This is a genomic window from Simplicispira psychrophila DSM 11588 (genome assembly GCF_000688255.1).
Lineage (GTDB): Bacteria > Pseudomonadota > Gammaproteobacteria > Burkholderiales > Burkholderiaceae_C > Simplicispira > Simplicispira psychrophila.
On sequence record NZ_JHYS01000001.1, the window covers coordinates 320,867 to 343,461 of the forward strand.

Below are 22,595 nucleotides of genomic sequence, written 5' to 3' on the forward strand. Positions count from 1 at the left end.
GCTGTGTTGACACGCGCCGCGAGGAATTTACTCCCGCGCGCGTGCAATCCGCTGGCGCTATGGAAATGGCGTGAAGCGCCAGGAATTTTTCAATGAATAGCACTCCGGCTACAACCGCGCCCGATGAACGTCTGGTCTTGAAAATTGCCGAAACCGAGGCAGAGCTTGAAGCCAGTTTTCGTCTGCTGCACGATGCCTATGTAGCAAGCAATTTCATGATGTCGCATCCCAATAACTTGCGCGTCACGCCCTACCATGCCTTACCGACCACCACCACCCTGTGTGCCTTGTATGACGGCGAGGTGGTTGGAACCATTTCGCTGATCCGCGAGGGCGTTTTTGGCTTTCCCATGCAGCAGGCTTTCGATCTGCAGGACATTCGTAAAAAAGGTGGCCAGATCACTGAGGTGTCTGCATTGGCAGTACACCCGCGGTTTCGGCGTACCGTCGGGCAGGTGGTGCTGCCGCTGATGAAGTTCATGTACGGTTATTGCACGCGTTATTTCGATACCCGCCATCTGGTGATTGCGGTCAACCCCAGCCACATTGCGTTCTATGAGTCCCTGCTTCTCTTTCGGCGGCTGGAAGATCAGGTGGTGGAAAACTACGGCTTTGTCAACGGCGCGCCAGCGGTCGGTGCATCGCTCGATCTGGCTGAAGCACCTGTATTGATGCGCCAAGCCTATGCCAGCAAAGCCGGCAAGAAACGCGACTTGGCCACCTATTTTCTGGGCAATGAATCGCCCAACATTCAATGGCCCGCACGGCGCTATCACGTCACCAATGACCCGGTAATGACACCCGGTCTGATTGATCATTTCTTCAATCGTCGCACCGAAACTTTCGCTTCTACAAAACAGCGCCAAATTGCTTTGTTACACAGCATTTATCACAGTCACGAATACCACAATTGCCTGCCAGCGCTCAAAGCAGGAGAAAAAATCCGGGTCCGTACCCGCCGCCACCCCCGCTACTCGCTGCATTGCCCCGGTGAGTTCTCAGTGCGCAGCAGCACCACCAAACAGCGTTTCATGCTGGATGTGGTGGATGTTTCAGTAAATGGCTTTTCCGCCAAAGTCGAAGCCGACATTCCCTTGCAAATCTGGGGGCATGTGGATATTGAGTTGGGGCCAGCCATGCATTCCTCGATCACGGCAACCACGGTACGCCTGCGCCATATGGGTGACCAGACCTTTGTCAGTTTTCGTCTGAACCAAGCCGACCCCGCATGGACCACGTTCATTGCCGATCTGGAGAGCGGAACCGCACATTTGGCGGTTTAAGCACGTTTTTTAAGGATGGCGGGCCAGCATTTCGAGGACATAGCGACTGGGAATGGCGTATGAAATGCCCGACGGCTGACTCAAGATAGATTCGCGCGTGGTTTTCACCAGCACCATATTGATCACGCCCACGACGGCCCCACTCTCGGGGTCAAACAACGGGCCACCACTATTGCCAGGGTAGGCCGTGGCATCGAGCTGAAAAATTTGTATGGGCCCCAGTCGCAAGCTGCGAATGGCGCGCTGACTCAGTTGCTGGCCCGTCGGACTAGGCAGCGCCATGGTAGTGATCGACGATACCGTGGCGCGATGGGTGACGCTAGAGAAACCCAGCAATCCACCAATAGGGAACCCCATAAAGGCCAGATCATCCCCTTCCCGCACCAAATCCGAGGCCGCCACAGCAAGCGCTGCGACAGCCGACCCATCAAATTGCAACAGGGCGAGGTCTTGCGGCGTATTGACCTCCAGCACCTTCACATGGCGCAGCGACCATGCACCCCCACCTGCAGGCACCTGCACCGCCAGTACCGGCCCGTCGGCACTGGCCGTATCCACCCGCGATGTGACGTGTGCATTCGTCACTACGCGCGAGCCATCATCAACCACAAAGCCCGTGCCCAAAAACTGAAATCGCGGCGTGTCAGTGGCGCGGTAAGTCCCTACCAGCACGACAGAAGGCTTGATTCGTGCCACGGTGTTTGACAATTGCGCTGAAGCACTCCCCTCTGCAGGGCCCAAGAAAAGCACCAGCAGCATCCGGCCGATAAACCAGGGGTAGCGAGGGTGGTGCATAGGACTCCAGGCCGTCACGAAATTCAAAGTGATTGCTGGAGTTGTGCCACTTCCGCTTGCTCCGAAAATTTGACCCCTGGGGAGGCAAGCTCTGTCAACAGGGGCCGAGCAGCGTCCTTTTGCCCAGCCTTGATATAAATTTTGGCCAAGTGGAGCTTGAACAACAGCATCTGCTGCTGTTGCGATTGCTGCTGTGCTTGCGGTTGCGCTGGCAGTTGTTGCTGCCGTTGAAGCACCTTTTTTTGTAGTTCGATCGCTTTTTCATGCTGCTGTGCATCCGAGAGCAGCATGGCCCAGGTGTCCATGAAGGCCGGCTGATTGGGCACCAGCACATTGGCGTGCTCCGCATCTGCCAGGGCGTCATCACGGCCCAGACGCCCCTTGATCCAAGCCAGATTGTTCAATACGACCGCATTGTTAGGCTGAAGAACTGCCACCTTTTCAAAGTGCTGCAGCGCTCCGGTCAAATCGTTGCTGGCGATCGCCTTGCTGCCCATATACGCAATGAAATTAGCATCTTTGGGCTGAGTGCGTTGCCATTGAGCAGCCCATTGGTCGGCTTCTGCTTTTTTACCTGCAGCACCCAGTGCAACGTGCAGGCGTATTGCCAACTCGGGGCTGGACACCTGTTTGAGCCCTGCGCGGGAAACCTCGACAACCTTGTCCCAGGCTTTGCCCGCAGCGTAGATGTCGCCCTCCAGCATGTAACCAGCCATCTCTTTGGGGCGTTGTTTTTGCACTGTACGGCTGATGCTCAACGCCTCGGCCGGCTTGTGTGCGGCCATCGCCAGGGAGATCAAGCCCTGTTGGGCCTGCAACAAGTCAGGCTTGATCTCCAAGGCTTTACGCAAACTTTGGCTGGCGGCCTCTTGCTTGCCATCGGCCAGGTAAGCGCTCGCCATACGCAAATAAGGTTGTGGTGATTGCGGTTGCAGCGCTGCCATACGGCTAAAGGTGGATTGCGCCTGGTTGTGCTCGCCACTGGTCCATTGCGCCCGCCCCAATCCATCCAGCAAAAGCACGTTGTCTGGCATGGCAGCAACCCCCTGCTGCGCAGCTATCAGCGCGTCCTTAGGCTCGTTGTTGCGCAGAAGGTGCTCCACCAACAAAAGGCGTGCCGTCGGATCACCGGGTGCTGCCTCCACGGCTTTGCGCAGCAAACTGGTCAATTCCACTTTGTCGGCGCCATTGGCAGCGCGCAAATTTACCAAGGCCAGACGGGCCTGCACATTAGCTGGCTGCTGCTGGATGGCGGCCTCAATCCGGGTGCGGGCATCACCGGGCCTTTTATCGGCGTTATCCAGCTGCGCCAAAATTTCAATCGCAGGAAAATAATGGGGATCGATTTCCAGCACCCGCTCCATGGCCTTACGGCTACCGGCCTTGTCGTTCTTGAGCAATAACGCACGACCACGCAGAAAGTACGGCAACACATCGCCAGGCCGTTTCTTCTCCAGCGCAGTTATGGCGTCCAGGGCACGATCGATGCTACCGCTTTGCAACAACGCATTGATCAAAGCCATGTCAGCAACCACGCCGTCGTCAGAGGCTGCGATATCCTGCAACTCCTCCAGGCCGGCCTCGGTCTGCCCGCCCATCAATCGGCTGACCGCCAAAGATGTACGCTTGAGGGGATTCTTCGGATCGAGGCTGGCGGCCTTGCTGAAGTAGCGCTGTGCACGATCCACCTCTCCATGCAGCAGATAAATCTGCCCCGCTACTGACTGCATCGCTGAATCGCTATCGCTGTTTTCCAGATCTGGGGGCAGTGTGGCAATCGCCTTGTCGAATTGTCCCAGGCGCGCATATGTCAGCGCTATGCCACGGCGTGCGAGAGGCAGCTGGGGCGAGAGTTGCAAGGCCTTGGCCAAGAGCGCCTCGGCCTGAACGTAGTTGTTCAGCCCCAACTCAGCCATTCCGGCGAGTTCAAGTGTGTAGGCATTGTCAGGGGCGAGGCGCAGCAGCTTCTGTGTGTATTCCTGTACAGCCTTGAAATCATTTTTTGCATACGCCAACTTTGCCTGCCAAAACAAGGTAGTTGCTTGACCGGGTGCCACTTTTACCAACGCCTGGAGCGCCTGGGCAGCAGACTCGGTTTTTCCTTGGACCAACAGCAGCTGCACAACAGCCGCGTGCCCCTGGGCATAGCGAGGCTGCACTTTGACCGCCTGCTGGTAAAGCGCCAGAGCCGCTTCCATATCACGTTGGCCCAGCAGCGCCATATCGCCACGCAACTTCAGCACTTCATGCTCCACCGGCGATTGCGCAGGGATCTTGTCCAGCAAGGCCAACGCTGCATCCCGATGGCCAGCATCTGCACGTGCGCGTGCCAACGCCAGCAGCGCCGGCGCGTAGTCCGGCTGCGCCTGCAGTGCGGCATCTATATGGGTCTGGAATTTATCGTCCTGGTGTTGACGTTGCCAAGCCACGGCCAGGGCCGTTTGCAAGGCTGCCTGCGCGGGAGCGCTGGACAGTTGCTGGCTGGCGTAGTCAGTCGTCAATTGACTGTAGTTCCCCTGGAGCAACAGGGCGTTGGCCAATGGAGGTATGACCTCCTCCGGGGCATAGCCCAGTTTCTGGGCTTTTTTGTATTCGGTTTCGGCCCCTGCAACGTCTCCACTGGCCTGCAAAGCCTGACCCAACAGGAAACGTGCACGCGCGGAATCTGGGCTTACCTGCAGTGCATTTTTCAGCTGGATGATGGCTGCTGGTGCATCTTGGCGGTTTAAATAAGTTTCTGCCGAGGCCATGAGTTCATCAGGGCTGCTACGGCCACATGCGGACGCCAGCAAAGCCACAGCGAGCGTGGCTATGGGAGCAAGGAAACGGGGGGCAAAGGTATTCATGGCGGTCTTATGGGTGAAGAAAGGGTTATGACTTCAGACCAAAGCGGTGCATGAGGTCGTACAACGTAGGACGACTGACACCGAGCAAATCGGCGGCCTTGGCAATGGTGCCGTTCGCCCGCGCCAGCGCAGTAATCACGGCACGCTGTTCAGCCGCATCACGCAGCGCGCGAAGATCCAACGCCCCGTCGCCTTCGGCGCTGTCTGTGCCAGTCAGACCGATATCATCGACAGTGACTTGGCTTGTCTCCGCCATGATGGCGGCGCGCTTGATGCAGTTTTCCAGCTCACGGATATTGCCCTGCCAGCGATGGGCTTCGATGGCGCGCACCGCATCCTCAGTCAGCGTCAGGCTGCGACTGTGTTCTTGTCCAAACCGTCGCAGAAACGAATGCGCAAGCAAGGCCGCATCGCCCACCCGCTCGCGCAGTGGCGGAATGTCAATGACAATTTCGGCTAGGCGGTAATACAAATCTTCGCGAAACCGTCCCTCTTTGGCCCACTGCTTCAAATCCTGATGGGTAGCGCAGACAACCCGCACGTTCACGGCAATTTCCTGGCGACCTCCAATGCGTTCAATGACACGTTCCTGTAAAAACCGCAGCAGTTTGGCTTGTAGGGATAAGGGCAAGTCACCGATTTCATCGAGCATGAGCGTGCCCCCATGGGTCAGCTCAATCTTGCCTGGGGTCGTTTTTGCTGCCCCTGTAAAAGCACCTTTTTCATAGCCAAAAAGCTCGCTTTCCAACAAATTCTCTGGAATCGCAGCGCAATTGATGGCGACGAATCGCTCCCCTTTGCGATTCGATTGCTGATGCAGACCACGTGCCAACACCTCTTTTCCAGTGCCACTTTCGCCCAATAGCATCACTGTGGCATTGGTATTAGCCACCTTCTCGATGGTGCGGCAAATGCGCAGCATATGGGGATCGCGCGTCAGCAGGCCTGACAAGGCATCAGGCACCTGCATCGCCCGCAGCCGTTTATTCTCCGCTTGCAACTGGTGCAAGCGGAAAGCCCGTTCCACACTGAGATTGAGCATCTCAGGCTCAAAGGGTTTGGCTAGGAAATCATAGGCCCCGCGGGCCACCGCCTGCAAAGCATGGGACTGATCGTTCTGTCCCGTCAGCACAATCACCTTGCTGTCGGGATCCGCCGCCAGAATTTGATCGAGCAGCTTGAAGCCCTCGGAAACGGAGTCAGCATCCGGGGGCAGCCCCAGATCCATGGTCACCACAGCAGGTGCATATCGGCGCAATTGGGTCATGGCGCTTTCGCGGTCATGTGCCGTGACCGATACAAAGCGATCCAGCGACCATTTGATTTGTTTTTGCAATGCCAGATCGTCTTCAACGATCAGCAGCGATTGCACCTTGTCCTCGCTCATGCGGCCTCCTCAGGGTGTAAATCGGAATCCTGAAAAACTTCGATCAAGGGAAGTAAAAGACACACCACAGTACCTTTTCCTACCTCGCTATTCACACTAATCTTGCCGCCCAGCTCACGCACATATTGAAAACTTTCATAGGCACCAATACCCATACCCGCCTCCTTCGTGCTCTGAAAAGGTTTGAATAAGCGTGTTTGCACAAACTCTTGTGTCATTCCCTGACCGTTATCTCCCACTTCCACACGTGCATGACTGGCATAGCGATCAATTTTCATCCAGACACAGCCATCGGTATTGGTAGCATCCAGTGCGTTGTGCACCAAGTGTCCAATAATACGCTCCATGCGATCAATCTGACCCCGCGTCAATACATGCGGTGAAACTTCCAAATGCACCTTGCGCCCGCGACACAGGGCATCGGCAGCCAAACGCTCAGCGATATTACCGAGATTCACACCCACTGCACTTAAACCAGACACACTGCCACCACTCAATTGGAGCATTAATTGACGCATACGCTCCAATGAATTCTCTACTGTCATCAGCATATCCGCTTGGAATTCAGGATTATTTTTAAGTCGTTTGGCATTCTTCACCATCAAAGATAGCTGGGAAACAATGTTCTTCAGATCATGGACAACAAACGCCGACATACGACTAAAAGCCTCAAATTTTCTTGCTTCTAGCAAATCTTCTGTCGCCTGCATTTGAGCTAAAAAACTGGCTGCCTGACGACCCGCTGTTTTCAGTAAATCCGTAACCTCCCAATTCACTTCAATCATGGTGCGTGGGCTGGCAAGCAGAACAAAACCTAAAACATTCTCACCTTGCCACAAAGGAACCAGCAGCCAAGCCCGGGGGTATTCTTTAAGCCAATCTGGCAATCTCAATTCGTGGTAAAAATCCGGATTTGCATAATATTCATCTATATTTATAACCCATCCGGTCGAGCGCATGAAAAGAGCTAGGCTTCCCTGACTATTCTCCGTATGAAGTGTCGGTGTCATATTCCATCGTGCCACCTGTCGGTATTGATTTTCGTCTGGACGCAGTAGCCATAGTGCACCAGCAGGGCTTTCCAGCATGTCAGCAAGACCCCGAACAACATTCTCCCCTGCCTTATGGGGATAGTTTTGATTAGATAAAGTAGCTGTAAATTTCAACCACTCTTCACGATAATCAAATCGATAGCGGAAAAAATTCTTTCCTAAAAAAACCCGTAATTTTGCACGCAGTGCCCCGGAAAAAGCCAAAGCCATTGCAAGCACCAAGGCAACAAAAATAATACCTACTTGTAAAGCACCGCCCCAATCTCCACCAAAATATTTAATGTAATAACCAACACCAGAAATAAAAAGCAAATACAACCCCGTAATGACCAAGGTTACAGAATGGAAAACAACCACCCGAGAAACACGTATCCTGGCGATACCTTGGTGATGTCGTACTGTCGCCCACAACAAGAATGGCACCATTAGCGCATGTACAAGAGGCCTGGCACTTACAGCATCAGAGCCCATACCTTGAAATAGCAAGCTTTCTGAGAATAAATACAAATCAAAAATGAATGTACCCGCTAGACCCAGACATAAAGGCTTTGCACTCCACAAAGAATTTTCTGGAATATTGCGAAATAATTGTTCTAACAGCACCAGTCCGCCGAGTGGCAAGAACACCATTAATAGTGTGACACCCAATTCTCCTGCAAAGGCATCCAAAGCCATCACAAACAACAGCACGGATACCGTCATCAATAATATAAATACAGGCCACCACCGCCACCAGATGCGGTTTTTTTCAGCTGCACCGGTCTTGAAAAAAAGCGCTATAAAAATAAGCCAAAACACATAGCGCAGTACATCAGATGATTTTTCAGTTATCCACCAAACCGATCCTGGTGACTTCAACGCCATAAAACCGCCACTGCTCCAGACAATAGAAGTGATAGCAGCAGCCAGCATTGCTATTCCAATGCGGCTGGCAGGCTTAAACGTCAATTCCTGAAATATTAGACGCAATGACAAAATGACATAGGCAGCACTAGAAAGATACAGCCCCCAGTAGATCCAATGATACTCAGAATTATTCATGAAAATAGGCGATTATCAAATTTCTACTGGGCGCCTTTTCCTGTGAGAACAACGCCAACTGTTTCAAATAAAATTACCAGATCCAAAAACCAAGAGTGATTTTTGACATAATAAAGGTCATATTGCAATTTATGCTCTGTGTCTTCGACCGATGCACCATAGTGATAACGCACCTGAGCCCAACCAGTCAAACCAGGCTTGATGCTATGGCGAACGGCATAGTAGGGAATTTCAAGCGTCAGACGTTCTACAAAATAAGGCCTCTCCGGCCTTGGACCTACCAGGCTCATATCTCCTTTGAGGACGCAAAACAGCTGTGGGAGTTCATCGATACGCATTTTTCTGATAAATTTTCCAACACGGGTTATTCGTGAATCTCCTGCACTGGCCCAACGAGGAGTGCCATCTTTTTCAGCATCACTGTACATACTCCGAAATTTGATGACATTGAAAACTCTTCCATTACGTCCGACGCGCGCTTGGCGATAGAAAATAGGACCACTACTTTCAATAGAGATCAGTGCCGCAGTCATTGCCATGACAGGCAAGGCCATTACCAACAAAATAACTGCGGCAATCATGTCAAACAGCCATTTGATGCCAGAGCGCATAAAACCCTGATTGAATCCTCCAGAAAAAATAAGCCATCCAGCATATAAAGTATCTAGTCGTATCTGGCCTGAGTACTGTTCGAAATGCGTTGAAATATCAATAACTTTGATTCCTTTGAGTTTGCAATCCAGCAATTCACGCATAGGCATGCTACCGCCACGACGCTCACTCAAAGCCACAACAATTTCATCTACCTGATTTTTTTTGACTATCTCCGTCAGGGTTTCCCCTTTTGGTATGATTTTTCCTTCAGAAATGTCAGAATCATGTTCTTGTAGGCCTGCAAAATACCCAACCAGCTCAATACTCGGGTCATTATTTTTCAGCGCTTTTCCCACGATATGCGCTCTTTTTCCAACACCAAAAATCAATATACGCCGGCGCATATATTTTATAGGCAATATATTTAAAGCCAAGACCCTGACTGCCAACATACAGCCCATGACTACCACCAATGCCATTATTGATATATTATTTTGCATGGAGGAATTTAATGGAATACCGGAGAAGACTCCATAAATAATAGCTATGGAAAATAAAAAAGATAAAACTGCGCGCGCACGAATTTGCCCAATGGCTAATTTTCCAAAGCCATCATACAAGCCTAAAAATATATTTACTAAAATAACCATAAAGCCAATAATCACACCTCGCCCAGAGTCAAAAAAAATGGCTTCTATAGCAGATACATTTGCTTTTTTATGCAGCATCAATGGAAAAATCAATACCCCAAAAATCAGCGTGAAATCCAACACGATCTGGAATAACATATGTCGCTGAAAATAATGATTAAAAATTTTTATCAATGATGCCTCCTGTATAGTCCAATCATCAGTAGCTAAAATCAGTAGCTAAAAATCAACATCTGAGCGCGCCCTTCGCAACTAAAAAATACTGACTCACCAATGAGAGCAGCATCTAAAAAAATGCAAATTTTCTTTTATGACTTTTATCTTACAAAAATAAAATTTTTTGCCTTCTTACTTATCGTACTACCCAATCCAATCAATGAAATACCAGATATACGACAGGTAACAACCAAGACATGATGGATACAAGAAAGACCTTATTAAAATAACCATATCTGCTAGCACCCTACGATACACACACAGGCTATAAACCATTTATCCATGCAGCATGGTTAAATAGTTTTATGACTCATGGCATATCGATAGAAAATATCGAGGGAAATGCAGCATTTTTATTTTTCGCAAGCGTGCAGACACGAAAATACGCAATGGGTGGGCCCCAGTGCACAGCCGCCACTTGGCTCAACAAGCAAAAAATTCAGGACAATGGCCAGCAAGTGCGCAAGTTCCACCGCAAGAACCCAGGGGACAGAGACCAGCGCCACCAGCACACTGGGAGCACGCCTGAAAGATATTTACACCAACACTTCGAGGCAGGAAGGGTGGCCTAAAAACGCCTGCGGGCTGGCTGTTGCGCCATAGGCACCCGACTGGAACACCACCAGCAGATCGCCAGGCTGGGCCACAGGCAAATCCACCCTATCCGCCAGCAAATCCAGCGGCGTACACAACGGCCCCACCACGCTGACCGTTTCATGTTGCGGCGTGCGTAAGCGCTGGACTATGGCAACCGGGTAATTGCGCCGTATGACCTGGCCAAAATTGCCCGAGGCCGCCAAGTGGTGGTGCATGCCACCGTCCACCACCAGAAACACTTGGCCACGCGACACTTTGCGGTCAATGACCCGCGCCACGTACATGCCGGCTTCTCCCACCAAATAACGCCCCAACTCCACCACCAGTCGCGCCGCTGGCTGTGCCTGCGCCAATTGCGCTTGCACTTGTGCCAGAGCATCGGTGATCGGGGCCAGATCCAGCGTTTTTTCACCGGGAAAATACGGTATGCCCCAACCGCCGCCCAGATTCACCTGACGCACAGGCGCAGGCGCATCCGACGCCAGCCGCAAAACCAACGCCAGTGAACGGTGCAGACTCTCCGCAATCACACCAGCGCGCAGGTTCTGCGAGCCGGGGAAGACGTGAAAGCCTTCAAATACCAAACCGTCGCCGGCCCAACTGCGCAGCAGCATCGGTACTTGTTCAGCATCGATACCAAAGGGCTTGGCGCCGCCGCCCATGTGCATTCCGGCACCGCGCAATTCAAAATCGGGATTAATGCGCAGGGCTACTCGCGCCGACTGTCCCAGCGCCTGCGCGGCCTGGGCCAGCACCCGCAGTTCGCGCTCGGACTCGACTTGCAGCAGCACACCGGCGGCCACAGCCTGACGCAACTCGGCATCACGCTTGCCAGGACCGGCAAAACCAATGGATTGCACCGACGCCCCAGCATCCAGTGCCAGCTTGAGTTCACCCACCGAGGCCACGTCCATGCCATCGACCAGCGGACGAATGAAGCCCACCAGAGCCGGCATAGGATTGGCCTTGAGCGCGTAATGCAGACACACCCCGGGCGGCAGTGCCTGACGCACGGCAGCAATGCGCGCCGCTATCAGTGCCCGGTCATAAGCATAAAAAGGGGTTTGCCCAACCCGCTCAGCCAGCAAAGCCAGCGCCACGCTGCCAACCTGCAACTCGTCAGCCAACCTATTGAATCGATCCATGCTCCCGCCCCCAGTGTTGGCGGTCCAACTTGCCGTTTGGACTGCGCGGCAAGGGCTGATCCACCCAGTGCAGCACCTGGGGCCACATGAAGGCGGGCAAGTGTTGACGGCAATGCGCCAGCACGTCAGCACCATCCTTATCAGCGTGGCCGCACGCTGCGGACGAAGCCCACAGAACGGCGCCAATCGCACTGCCCAGCGCATCGTCTGGTATGGCATAGACCACCACTTCAGCGACCAGGCCGCTGGCATACAGCACTTCCTCGACTTCGGTGGGACTGACGCGGTAGCCCGACGTCTTGATCATTTCATCGCGCCGACCCACAAAATACAAAAAGCCTTCGGCATCGCGCCGTACCGTATCGCCTGAATACACCGCACGCTCCAGTACCGCACTGTGCCCACCTGCAGGCAGCAAGGCGGCGGGCCAAGGTTTGAAGCGACGCACCGTTTCTTCCGGCCGGTTCCAGTAGCCCAGCGCCACCAGCGGGCCACGGTGTACCAGTTCCCCAGGCTCGTCTACCGCGCACTCAGTGCCGTCCTCGCGCAGCACCCGCACTTCGGCGTTAGGGATTGCCCTCCCGATGGAATCGGGCCGGCGCTCAACTTCTTCCGGTGGTAAATAGGTGGAGCGAAAAGCCTCGGTCAGGCCATACATCAGATACGCCTGCGCTCCCGGAGCGCATTGGCGCAAGCGCTGCAGCGTCGCAGCGGGCATCCGCCCCCCGGTGTTGGCCCAATAACGCAAATACCGGGTCGCTTCAACCGGCCAGTTCAGCACGGCTAATTGCATGTACAGCGGCGGGACGGCCGTCAGGCAGGTGACCCGCTCGCGCGCCATGGTCCGCAAAACGTCACGTGGCAACAGGTAATTGAGCAATACCACGCGTGCCCCCACCACAAAGCCCGTGGTGAGCTGACTGAAGCCGGCATCAAACGACAGCGGCAGCACGGCCAGTAAGGTGTCATCACACCGGTGATGCAAATAACTGGCCACGCTGGTGGCTCCCGCGAGCAGATTGCGGTGTGTCAGCACCACCCCTTTGGGACGCCCGGTGCTACCTGAGGTGTAAAAAATCACGGCCACATCGGACTCCAGGCCAGCCATTCCATGCGCCGCAGGGCTGGTCAGCAAGTCAGGCCATGTGTGCCATGCCAGCCCATCAGGAAAGGCAGACACAGATTCCCGCGTGGACGGTGCCGTTGTATCGCACACCACCACCCGCTGCAAGCAGGGACAGTCCGCCAAAATGGGCACCAAAGACGCCAGCCGTGCCGCAGACGTGAACAGCACGCTCACGCCCGCATCTTGCAAAATATGCGCCACTTGGCCCGGCTTCAGCAGCGGATTCACTGGCACCAGCACGCCTCCAGCGGCCGAAATGGCAAAGCTGGCGACCACGGTTTCCAGACGTTTTTCCAGGAACACCGCCACGCGTGCACCAGGAGCCAAGCCCTGTGCCCGCAAGCCCGTCGCACATCGCTGCGTTTGCGACTGCACATCGGCATATAAGAAGTGGTGTCCGTCCATCGTCACAGCCGTGCGCTCGGGCCAGCAGGCCGCAGCCCGGGCCAGCAGCTCATGCAGTAAAACAGGCGGTACACCCGCCTTGAAATCGAAATCTGTAGGCATGGAGCAGATGTTACGAGACGACGCAACAAGTCCAGCCAAACAAAGACAATCTATTACAAATCAATAACTTACAATATTTAATGGGTGCGTTAAGGACTTGGTACAGCAGCCGCCATTCACTTATTTCCATGCAAGGCGTTACCCTGCAACTTTGCCTAGGCCTCCTCATTCTGGTGGAGACCTTCGTCTGCCGTTCTTACTTTTATGGACCTGCCATGCCACTGACCGAGCAAGTTCTCCGTGTACTCGACGATGCCCTGCATCTGCAGGGGCGCGCACTCCATTTCGATCGCAGCACAGTGCTGCTGGGTAACTTGCCCGAACTCGACTCTATGGCGGTGCTGGCCCTCATCACCGGACTGGAAAATCATTTCGGCGTGACTTTCTGCGACGACGATCTCCACAGTGCGGTGTTCGCCACCGTGGGGCAGTTGAGCGATCTGGTTGAGCAGACGCTGGCACGGCAAAACGAATGAATGCAGCAGCGCGCGCCTCCTTGCCCGAGGCATTCTTCTTGCCTGGTGCCACGGAGCAGCGCTTTTACCTGTTTCATCCACCCCAGGGAAGCGTGCCGCGCGGACGTATTCTTTATCTGCACCCGTTTGCCGAAGAGCTCAACACTACGCGTCGCATCGTGGCACAGCAGGCGCGGTCGTTGGCACAAGCCGGTTTTGCCGTACTGCAGATCGACATGCACGGCTGCGGCGACAGCGCTGGCGATTTTGCTGATGCCACTTGGAGCACCTGGCTGGACGACGCCATGCAGGGCCACCGCTGGCTTGGCGAACACGCCCCTGGACCGGCGTGGGTATGGGGTATGCGCTCCGGTGCGCTGCTGGCCGCCGAGCTGATCCAGCGGCTGCAAAGCACAGTGCAAGCAGTGCCAGAACCCATCCACCTGCTTTTCTGGCAGCCGGTCACCAGCGGGGCACAGATGCTGCAACAGTTTCTGCGCCTGCACAACGCCAGCCAGTGGCTGGGCGGCGGCAGCATCCAGGGTCCATCTCCGGCGCAGCAACTGGCGCAAGGAACACCCGTGCCTATCGCGGGTTACACCCTCAGTCCGGCCCTGGCACAGGGCCTGGGCGGCGCCCGCCTGCATCCCCCGGCCGGTGCCGCCCCAGCGCGTTTGGTATGGCTGGAAGTGTCATCGCAGACGGCTCCCACGTTGGGCCCGGCTGCGGCCCAGTCGCTGGAGGCCTGGCGCGCAGCCGGCTGGCAAGTACACACGCAAGTGGCGGCAGGCCCGGCGTTCTGGCAGACTGTGGGGATCGACACGGCCCCGGCCCTGTTGCACGCCACACAGCAGGCGCTGACCGCACCAACGCCATGAGCCTCCAAGAACAGATCATCACGCTGGCCGGTAAAGGCTTTGAGATGCTCGGCATCCTCAGCCTGCCGCCCGTTGAGACCCCCACACAACACACTGCCATCCTGATCGTCGTCGGCGGCGCGCAGTACCGCGTCGGCAGCCACCGACAATTCGTGCGACTGGCGCGCCAGTGGGCGACTGCGGGCCATCCGGTGCTGCGCTTTGACCTGCCCGGTATGGGCGACAGTCCCGGCGAGCCCGTGCCGTTTGAAGAAACTGCGCCCTGTATCGCCGCCGCCCTGGAGGCTCTGCAGCGCCATGGTGGCCACGCGGGCGGTGCCGTGCTCTGGGGGCTGTGCGACGGGGCTTCGGCCAGTCTGCTGTATGTGCAAGCCACGCAAGACCCGCGCGTGACCGGACTGGCCTTGCTCAATCCCTGGGTGCGCTCAGAAGCCGGACTGGCCCGCGCGCAAGTGAAACATTACTACCGCCAGCGCCTGCTGCAAGCCGATTTTTGGCGCAAGCTGCTGCGCGGCGGCATCGGCTGGCAGGCACTGCAGGGTTTGGCAACCAAGCTGCAGCACCTGCGCTCACCCTCATCACCGCCGCCTGCGGGATTCCAGGAATTGATGGCACAGGGGTGGCAAGCGTTTGGCGGTCCCATCCTGCTGCTGCTGAGTGAGCGCGACCTGACAGCGCAAGAATTTATCGAACATGCACACACCTCGCCCGGGTGGCGCCTGTGCCTGCAAAAAGCCAGCCTATCGCGCCACACCATCTGCCACGCCGACCACACCTGTGCACAGCCTCAAGCCCACCAAGCCGTTGCCCTGCACACGCAGGACTGGCTGTACGCTACCTTGCGAGGGCACTAACGCAGACCACAAAATAATGGTCATTTAGGCCTCAAACGCTTATCCATAAAGCGGTATTAGCTATCATTTTTTAATTCTCCCGGCAAAATGCCGCCCAGCAGCCAGCCAGCCGCGCAGACGACGCGGGTCAAAAGCCACCAATCCCACCCGCGCGCGGCGGTGCGCCATCCAATCGGCCTTATAGGCATCGTCGCCGCTGAGATAGTCCACTTCCCGCACGTGGTCCACCTCCATGGCGTGTTCCATCAAGGCGGCCGTGAGCACCGAGCCCACAGACAGCTTTTCCTGCCCCTGGACATAGGCCAGTTTGTAGATATTGGCCTTACCGCCGTACACCAACCACAGTTGCGCCGCCACCGGCTGATCGTTCAGCCACAGCACCCCCAGACGCAGCCAGCCTTCCCGCACGGCAAGACGCATCAGGCCAGGCATGAAGCCAGCACAAGGCTCTGGCGCTTTCCAGCTGCGGGCATAGACAGACTGATAAGCGGCAATAGCCTGCTCCAGCTCGAGGCCTGTCGCTGCAGAGGTATCGGTATGAAGGTCGATGCGCCAGGTGCCTGCCTTGCCCAATCGTCGGCGCCCACGCGCAACGCTGTGCTGCAGGGCCGAGGGCCGCTGCGCCCAGTACACGCCAAATCCGCCCTTAGGCACCGGCTGGTACCAGTTGCCAAAACAGAAAAACCGGTCTATCCACCAGCCTGCACTGCGCAAACCCTTTTCCAACGCCGCCAGCCACGCACTCTCGGCATCCAGCGGCTGCAAGCGCAGCACGGCACTGTCAAAGCGACTGCGCAAATTCTCAACAGCCGCCTGCCATTGCACGGCGGACAGACGCTCCAGCCTGTCCACTGCACCCACCGGGCCATACAAACCACTGTAATAATTGCCCAGCGCCAATACAGCCCCCCTGGGGGTGTGCTGCATCACCGGTAGGCACAGCGCCTCGCCCTGCGCAGCGCCCGACAACTGCCAGACCCCCTGCCGCAGCGGTGGCTGCTCAAAACCATGCGCCAGCAGGTAGGCAAACCAGGCTTCGGTCTGAAACACATCCGCAGACATGGTGCGATCCGCCTTCAAAGGGAAAACAGGCTGACGACTTACCGGCCAATCGCCAGGTAATCAAAGCCTTGGCTGCGCACAAAGACCGGGTCATACAAATTGCGTCCATCCACAATGAGGGGCTGCTTCAGCCGCGCCTTGATCAGGTCAAAGTCGGGACTGCGAAACTCTTTCCACTCGGTCACGATAATCAGCGCATCCGCCCCTTCCAGCGCGTCATTGGGATTTTGGGCATAGCGGATACGGGGCTCGTTGCCCAGCAGACGCTGCGCTTCGGGCATGGCCACAGGATCGTAGGCCGTCACGGTAGCGCCCGCAGCCAGCAAGTCGGCCAGCAACGCCCGGCTGGGAGCTTCGCGCATGTCGTCAGTGTTGGGCTTGAACGACAGCCCCCACACCGCAAAATGCCGCCCCGTCAAATCGTTGCTAAAACGTTGCTTGATCTTGCGCCCGAGCACATGTTTTTGTGCCTCATTGGCCGCCTCTACCGCACCCAGCACCTGCAAATCCAGGCCAGCTTGCGCCGATGCGGTCTGGATCAGCGCCTTGACATCCTTGGGAAAGCAGGAGCCGCCATAGCCACAGCCAGGGTACAAAAAGTGGTAGCCAATGCGCGGATCCGAGCCCATGCCCTGGCGCACCATCTCGATGTCTGCACCGAGTTTTTCAGCCAGATTGGCCAATTCATTCATAAAGCTGATGCGTGTGGCCAGCATGGCGTTGGCCGCGTATTTGGTCAGTTCGGCACTGCGCGCATCGGTAACGATCAGGCGTTCATGGTTGCGCTGGAAAGGCGCATACAACGCACGCATCAGATACACCGCCTGCTCATCGCTGGCACCGACAATGATGCGATCGGGCCGCATGAAGTCTTCCACCGCTGCGCCCTCTTTCAGAAACTCCGGGTTGGATACGACGGCATAAGGCGTTTGCACACCGCGTAAACGCAACTCCTCGGCAATGACTGCATTCACGCGGTCTGCGGTGCCCACGGGCACCGTACTCTTGTCCACCACCACCTTGTAGTCGGTCATCAGACGACCAATATTGCGCGCGGCAGCCAGCACATATTGCATATCGGCAGAGCCGTCTTCGTCTGGCGGCGTGCCCACCGCAATGAACTGCACCGTGCCGTGTTGCACCGCATGCGCCACATCACTGGTAAAGCGCAAACGCCCGGCCGCCACATTGCGCCGCACCATATCGGCTAGACCTGGCTCGAAAATCGGAATTTCTCCCGCTTCAAGTAAACGGATTTTTTCCGAATCCACATCCAGACATAAAACGTCGTTACCGACCTCGGAAAAACAGGCTCCACTCACCAGCCCCACATAACCCGTACCAACCATTGTTATTTTCATGACGACCCATTAAAAATGATGACAACTTAATATGTTGCATATTTTTATCGCTCAATGAAACACCACCTTGAACTATTTTTATATATTTTCAATTCTTACTAATTAAAACTTTATTCATTCGTTTCAAAAAGTAAAAAAGAAACCATGAAACGCGCTTACATCAGGAATGCTGTGCTATCGCACACAAATTATTTATTACAAACAACCAATAAAAAATAAAACAGCGGAAAATAGCTGTAAATTTTCTACAATAAATCTATCCAGTAGAAATGTTCATGGAGAAAAAACATGCAATGGTGCTCAAACCTCGTATTTTTAGTGACTGCCTCCCTCGCGGGCAGCTATAGCCACGCAGCGTCTACGCAAGAGCCTACATTGCCACGTGCCTACGCTGTCAACATTCCCCAAGAAGGAGTGGCAAAAATTCCATTTCACTGCGCCATGGGGGCCATCACTTGCATAGAAGTGATATCCACCAGTACCCAAACACAGCCCAGCGTCCCCCTCACCTGGGGCCAAGTTTTCAAGGCGGGTGACTGGCAACACACTACACAGCGGCTGATTGGTCAAGTAGATAACACCACCATCCCGTTGCAGACGGATGAAATTTCATCGCACCGCGACGGATCGGCGCGTTTTGCGGTGATTAGTGCCCAACTGGCCAACCTGCCGCCGGGGCAGCGGCGGACCATCAATTTCTACACCACGAATAAAACCATTCTCACCTATCCGGCCACCCCCCCCAGCGAGCCGGACTGGAATCTGGAAATAGAAGCCAAGATCTACGACGCCGACCATCGTGTCATCAGCACACTGCTCGCCTTACCGCAGGAACAATTGAAAGCCCAGATAGCCAATAACATAAGACCGCGATTGCAAGGACCCGTAACCACCGAATATACGCTACTCACGCCATTCAAAAACACATTCACTGGGCAACCCCACCCGCACCTGAGCGTGCGACTGGATACCCGTCTTTATGACGGGGGGCAGCGGATTCGTACTGATGTGATTTTGGAAAATACCCGCACCTGGACAGCCCATCCCGCCAATATCACCTATAGCTTGGTCATAAAGCGCCATGGAGAAATACTGTATGAGCAGCCCGCTTTCACCCATTACCACCATGCTCGCTGGCACAAGGTGGTATGGAGCGGGGGTGCTGAGCCTGCGCAACGCATGCGCTACGACATGCCCTATTTCATGGCCAGCCGTGCCACCTGGAATTACGACTTGAATTTGACCGTGCCAGAGTCGGTACTGACAAAAAAATATGCCCAACTAAAAGATATACGGAAAACACAAGAAGCGCTGGGACCTATGGGCAATGTTTTTTTGACGCCAGCCTTTGGCACTACAGGGGCCCGAGCAGATATTGGTCCGCTGCCCGAATGGACAGTTTATTACCTGCTTTCCCAAGATGAGCGCGCAAGAGAAGTGATGCTGGCCAATGCCGATGCTGCGGGATCTGTGCCCATCCACTACCGTGACGAAGAAACCGATCAACCGCTGGACGTTCAAAAGCACCCGACAGTGAGCGTTTTGTTTGGCACCTCCAAGCCCTTGTTACCTGCCATCACTGATAGGACTATCTGGTCACCTGATACAGCACATCAGGCCTCCTTCGCTTACATTCCTTATTTGGTTACAGGAGATAAATTTTATCTGGATGAAACCATTTTTTGGGCTGCTTGGAATATTGCCTCTGTCAACTCTGGATACCGCAACCTTAGTGAAGGCCTGATCCGCTCTAACCAGGTACGGGCTCAAGCATGGGCCTTGCGCTCGATTGGTGAGGCAGTACGTGTATTACCAGACGATCACGCCATGAAAAAATATTTTGATGTGAGACTTACTAATAATCTAAATTCATTTGCAAACCATATCGGCGATTCACCTTTAGGTGCTATTCACCATCATCCGGATATCAGCAAAATTTCACCTTGGCAAAACGATTATGTGAGCATCGTTTTAAGCCTTCTTGCCGAGAATAATGATCCGAAAGCCTTGGAAGCATTGCAATGGCTCAGTCAATTCACGGCGGGACGTTTCCTTAACGAAGACAACGGTTTCTGTGTGGCCAAGGCACCGAGCGGAGAACTGAAATACCGAGATATGGAAGGGAAATATATCACCAAATGGAAAGAACTTTTCTCCTTAAATTATCCATCTGATGCAGAAAAACCATGCAACACACTGACCATAACGGAAGGCTATCCTCAATTAAGTCTAGGATATGCAGCTTCAGCACGAGCGATGCTGGCTGCTAACAGCAACGCAGGAATACCGGGAGCAAAATCAGCTTATCTCCAGTGGAAAGGCATGACACCTCGCATGGATGAAATTCTCCCCAGCGCGCCCACTTGGGCCATCATTCCCCGCTAACCACAACTTCCTTCCAGCACATATATTATATTAACGGCCATTTGTATAGCAATAAAAATACTATAAAGAATTTTCTTATAAATACCATATTCTAGTCAGTGCTGGCATTAGCATTTATTATATCTGAAGTAAATTTCAATCTACACACGAATCTAAAATATCCATCAATATTTTAGATTGTGATTTTCTTGAATAATATTTCACTAACTCTATATTTTTCGGCATTCCTTTTAAAAATAATTTTGATTGCGTATAGTTCAACCATTCCAGCAAACAAAATTTGATAGACTCTTCATCATCAATATTCGCCTGAAAGACACCCTCTTCAAACTGACTCAACTGTGTTGCTGTATCACCCACCGGATCCAAAAGGGCCAGTACCGGCCTCTGTGCCCTGATATATTCATATATTTTTGCAGGTATTTGCGCATTGAAATTTCTGCCTTGAAATACGATTAATGCATCGGCCCCCATCATTTCTGAAATAGCGTCCTGATAAGAAATAGGCGGCTCCACCTCAACAATATCCTGCAACCCATACTTGGTTGCAAATGCACAAACCTCATCTCCATGCTGAGGCGCTCTAAATCTTATTCGAAGCTTAGTTCGATCCAATTGGCCACTTGCCACAAGCGACTGCACTGCTGCAAAAAAATGGGATGGATTCCTGTCTTTGGGATAGATTAATCCACTGTGCAGCATCAACAGACAATCTTCTGGGATATTTGATCGATTTGGTTTTGTATTTTCAAAAATCTCTTCTTCAAAACCATTTTCTATCACTCTACATTTTTTGGCCATCTCAGGATAACGCAGAGCATAGGAAGAAGCCGCACGCTGTGTAGTAAAAATGCATGCTGTAGCTTGGTGCATGAATCTATTTTCCATTTGACTCCAGAGACGCCGCTGCAACTTATGATCTGGATAATCTGCCGTAACCATTGGGTCTCTAAAATCAATGACCCAAGGCAGTCCTGAAAATCGCGACAAAGTACTACCAATCCAATGCGCTGTGGAAATAGGGTAGGTACTCCATATAATATCTGGTCTTTGTTCACGTATTAATCTCAAACCTGCCCAGACGGTACCCAGCCACCAGGAAGACCAACGATCTGGCAGAGCCAATATGAGTGGATACTTACCTCCTATAGATAAATGCCTTGCTGCATCGAGTGCAAAGCCACGTATTATTTTAGTTTGCGATGGTATAGAAGCTACTAGGTCATTACGCTGCTCTGTGTATGCTCTGGCCGTGGCGGTTAATACAATAGGCTGCCAGCCATTTTCTGGCAAGTATTTTACGAAATTTAAAGTCCTTAAAATACCACTACTACCAGATTGAGGAGGAAAATGAAAGGCGACCATAAGAATATTTTTCTTTTTGGCTGGTGATCCTTCTTTAATTAGAGGAGTTTTTTTATATAAATTTTTTGCAAACTGAAATTTCATTTTGAAAATAGTAGGCCCCCATGGAGAGAAGCGTGGCAACTGAAGAACAGAGGAATCACCTGTTGCAACACCACGGTGGGTGGTGAACGCCATGCTAAAACCCGCTTGCCTTACCATTTCGATATGCTCAGGCCCAAAATCCTTTCCCGAAATTCCATTAGGATAGGCAAATGCCTTTACTGGCCCGCCAATCAATGACTGCAACTCTTCCCGTGATTCAGCTATTTCCTGATAAGCCTTTTTTGGCGTGCATCGACTTAATATGGGATGGGTCAGCGAATGAGCGCCAATACCAAATCCTTTAGCATGAATACTTTTTAAGCCAGAGGTAGAAAGAACAGGCACTTGGCTGGACACACATCCTGCTATAGATTCCAATACCTGTAAAAATTGCTCGCGTCTTGCAGGCTCATAATATTTAAGGGCACGCTGTAATTTTTGAACTGCAGATTGTTTTTGAACCAGCGTAGCCACCTCCATATCATCGAGTCCACCGCCCAAATTCAATGAGGAAGCCCCCTCTGGAAAATTATGGATAGCATGCAATATTCGCTCATTCCACAGTGGCACTCCTGAAAATTGACCGGTAGTAATAAAAAATGTAGCATGTGTATTATTTTTTTCTAACACTGGCACCACGCCATCTATCCAATCCACATAACCATCATCAAAAGTAATACAAGCCGTGCGACTTGGTAAATTACCAGCACGCAAGGAAAGCACAGCCTCATCTAATGGCCTGATATTAAACAGAGACATAGTCGCTTGTAACACACTCTCAAATCCAGCCAAATCCAGATCGAATGGATCTAATACATGAGCAGTACGAGGCACCTTGTGAAACTGTAATATGGTTAATTTACCATGTGACAACAGATTAAAAAAAGAATTTTTCATTAATTTATCAGATTT

At 53.3% G+C, this 22,595-nt stretch carries 15 protein-coding genes; 5 read left to right on the top strand and 10 right to left on the bottom strand.

Annotated elements, in window-relative coordinates:
* Positions 1-92 precede the first annotated feature (92 nt).
* Positions 93-1,283: an N-acyl amino acid synthase FeeM domain-containing protein gene (locus Q390_RS17175; protein ID WP_051602970.1), complete on the top strand. Its 1,191-nt coding sequence runs from the start codon at positions 93-95 to the stop codon at positions 1,281-1,283.
* A 9-nt stretch (positions 1,284-1,292) separates the two neighbouring features.
* On the opposite strand, the gene Q390_RS0101400 is transcribed toward Q390_RS17175, so the two are convergent.
* The 7 genes from Q390_RS0101400 to Q390_RS0101430 form a co-directional block, all read right to left on the bottom strand.
* Positions 1,293-1,979 carry a S1 family peptidase gene (locus Q390_RS0101400; protein ID WP_245606835.1) on the bottom strand — a complete coding sequence of 229 codons (687 nt, stop codon included), beginning with the start codon at positions 1,977-1,979 and terminating at the stop codon, positions 1,293-1,295.
* A gap of 122 nt (positions 1,980-2,101) precedes the next feature.
* Positions 2,102-4,924, bottom strand: a complete 2,823-nt coding sequence (gene prsT, locus Q390_RS0101405; RefSeq protein ID WP_027994468.1) for an XrtA/PEP-CTERM system TPR-repeat protein PrsT — start codon at positions 4,922-4,924, stop codon at positions 2,102-2,104.
* 25 nt (positions 4,925-4,949) lie between these two features.
* On the bottom strand, positions 4,950-6,311 hold the full coding sequence (gene prsR / locus Q390_RS0101410) for a PEP-CTERM-box response regulator transcription factor (protein ID WP_027994469.1): 1,362 nt from the start codon (positions 6,309-6,311) through the stop codon (positions 4,950-4,952).
* Positions 6,308-8,404 carry an XrtA/PEP-CTERM system histidine kinase PrsK gene (prsK, locus tag Q390_RS0101415; RefSeq protein WP_037471921.1) on the bottom strand — a complete coding sequence of 699 codons (2,097 nt, stop codon included), beginning with the start codon at positions 8,402-8,404 and terminating at the stop codon, positions 6,308-6,310. The genes prsR and prsK overlap by 4 nt, the downstream gene beginning before the upstream one ends.
* Before the next feature lie 23 nt (positions 8,405-8,427).
* The gene (locus tag Q390_RS0101420) at positions 8,428-9,786 is read right to left on the bottom strand and encodes a TIGR03013 family XrtA/PEP-CTERM system glycosyltransferase (RefSeq protein WP_245606836.1); all 1,359 of its coding nucleotides are present in this window, start codon (positions 9,784-9,786) and stop codon (positions 8,428-8,430) included.
* A gap of 614 nt (positions 9,787-10,400) precedes the next feature.
* A complete protein-coding gene (locus Q390_RS0101425; RefSeq protein WP_027994472.1) occupies positions 10,401-11,606 on the bottom strand; it encodes a pyridoxal-dependent decarboxylase, exosortase A system-associated in 1,206 nt (401 codons plus the stop codon).
* A complete protein-coding gene (locus tag Q390_RS0101430; RefSeq protein ID WP_051602971.1) occupies positions 11,590-13,239 on the bottom strand; it encodes an acyl-CoA ligase (AMP-forming), exosortase A system-associated in 1,650 nt (549 codons plus the stop codon). The genes Q390_RS0101425 and Q390_RS0101430 overlap by 17 nt, the downstream gene beginning before the upstream one ends.
* 215 nt (positions 13,240-13,454) lie before the next feature.
* Here Q390_RS0101430 and Q390_RS0101435 point away from each other — a divergent pair, with 215 nt between their 5' ends.
* Genes Q390_RS0101435 through Q390_RS0101445 form a run of 3 tightly spaced genes read left to right on the top strand, consistent with a single transcriptional unit; the run spans position 13,455 to position 15,426 of the window.
* A complete protein-coding gene (locus Q390_RS0101435; RefSeq protein WP_027994474.1) occupies positions 13,455-13,715 on the top strand; it encodes an acyl carrier protein in 261 nt (86 codons plus the stop codon).
* Positions 13,712-14,572, top strand: a complete 861-nt coding sequence (locus Q390_RS0101440) for a hydrolase 2, exosortase A system-associated (RefSeq protein ID WP_027994475.1) — start codon at positions 13,712-13,714, stop codon at positions 14,570-14,572. The genes Q390_RS0101435 and Q390_RS0101440 overlap by 4 nt, the downstream gene beginning before the upstream one ends.
* Positions 14,569-15,426, top strand: a complete 858-nt coding sequence (locus Q390_RS0101445) for a hydrolase 1, exosortase A system-associated (RefSeq protein ID WP_037471923.1) — start codon at positions 14,569-14,571, stop codon at positions 15,424-15,426. The genes Q390_RS0101440 and Q390_RS0101445 overlap by 4 nt, the downstream gene beginning before the upstream one ends.
* A 63-nt stretch (positions 15,427-15,489) precedes the next feature.
* Here Q390_RS0101445 and Q390_RS17180 read toward each other — a convergent pair whose 3' ends face one another.
* Together Q390_RS17180 and Q390_RS0101455 are read right to left on the bottom strand one after the other, a co-directional pair.
* Positions 15,490-16,488, bottom strand: a complete 999-nt coding sequence (locus tag Q390_RS17180) for a GNAT family N-acetyltransferase (RefSeq protein ID WP_245606837.1) — start codon at positions 16,486-16,488, stop codon at positions 15,490-15,492.
* Between the two features lie 38 nt (positions 16,489-16,526).
* Positions 16,527-17,849, bottom strand: a complete 1,323-nt coding sequence (locus Q390_RS0101455) for a UDP-glucose dehydrogenase family protein (protein WP_027994477.1) — start codon at positions 17,847-17,849, stop codon at positions 16,527-16,529.
* Positions 17,850-18,167: 318 nt separating this feature from the next.
* Here Q390_RS0101455 and Q390_RS0101460 point away from each other — a divergent pair, with 318 nt between their 5' ends.
* Positions 18,168-20,234, top strand: coding sequence for a hypothetical protein (locus Q390_RS0101460; RefSeq protein WP_245606838.1), 2,067 nt, complete (start codon positions 18,168-18,170; stop codon positions 20,232-20,234).
* A gap of 135 nt (positions 20,235-20,369) precedes the next feature.
* Here Q390_RS0101460 and Q390_RS19305 read toward each other — a convergent pair whose 3' ends face one another.
* Positions 20,370-22,580, bottom strand: a complete 2,211-nt coding sequence (locus tag Q390_RS19305; RefSeq protein WP_084153709.1) for a polysaccharide deacetylase family protein — start codon at positions 22,578-22,580, stop codon at positions 20,370-20,372.
* Positions 22,581-22,595 lie beyond the last annotated feature (15 nt).

Coding starts and splice junctions, on each gene's coding strand:
- Q390_RS0101455 (WP_027994477.1), bottom strand. CDS start 17,849: ATGAAAATAACAATGGTTGGTACGGGTTATGTGGGGCTGGTGAGTGGA.
- prsK (WP_037471921.1), bottom strand. CDS start 8,404: ATGAATAATTCTGAGTATCATTGGATCTACTGGGGGCTGTATCTTTCT.
- Q390_RS0101440 (WP_027994475.1), top strand. CDS start 13,712: ATGAATGCAGCAGCGCGCGCCTCCTTGCCCGAGGCATTCTTCTTGCCT.
- Q390_RS0101435 (WP_027994474.1), top strand. CDS start 13,455: ATGCCACTGACCGAGCAAGTTCTCCGTGTACTCGACGATGCCCTGCAT.
- Q390_RS17180 (WP_245606837.1), bottom strand. CDS start 16,488: ATGTCTGCGGATGTGTTTCAGACCGAAGCCTGGTTTGCCTACCTGCTG.
- Q390_RS0101420 (WP_245606836.1), bottom strand. CDS start 9,786: ATGTTATTCCAGATCGTGTTGGATTTCACGCTGATTTTTGGGGTATTG.
- prsT (WP_027994468.1), bottom strand. CDS start 4,924: ATGAATACCTTTGCCCCCCGTTTCCTTGCTCCCATAGCCACGCTCGCT.
- Q390_RS0101425 (WP_027994472.1), bottom strand. CDS start 11,606: ATGGATCGATTCAATAGGTTGGCTGACGAGTTGCAGGTTGGCAGCGTG.
- Q390_RS17175 (WP_051602970.1), top strand. CDS start 93: ATGAATAGCACTCCGGCTACAACCGCGCCCGATGAACGTCTGGTCTTG.
- prsR (WP_027994469.1), bottom strand. CDS start 6,311: ATGAGCGAGGACAAGGTGCAATCGCTGCTGATCGTTGAAGACGATCTG.
- Q390_RS0101445 (WP_037471923.1), top strand. CDS start 14,569: ATGAGCCTCCAAGAACAGATCATCACGCTGGCCGGTAAAGGCTTTGAG.
- Q390_RS0101430 (WP_051602971.1), bottom strand. CDS start 13,239: ATGCCTACAGATTTCGATTTCAAGGCGGGTGTACCGCCTGTTTTACTG.
- Q390_RS19305 (WP_084153709.1), bottom strand. CDS start 22,580: ATGAAAAATTCTTTTTTTAATCTGTTGTCACATGGTAAATTAACCATA.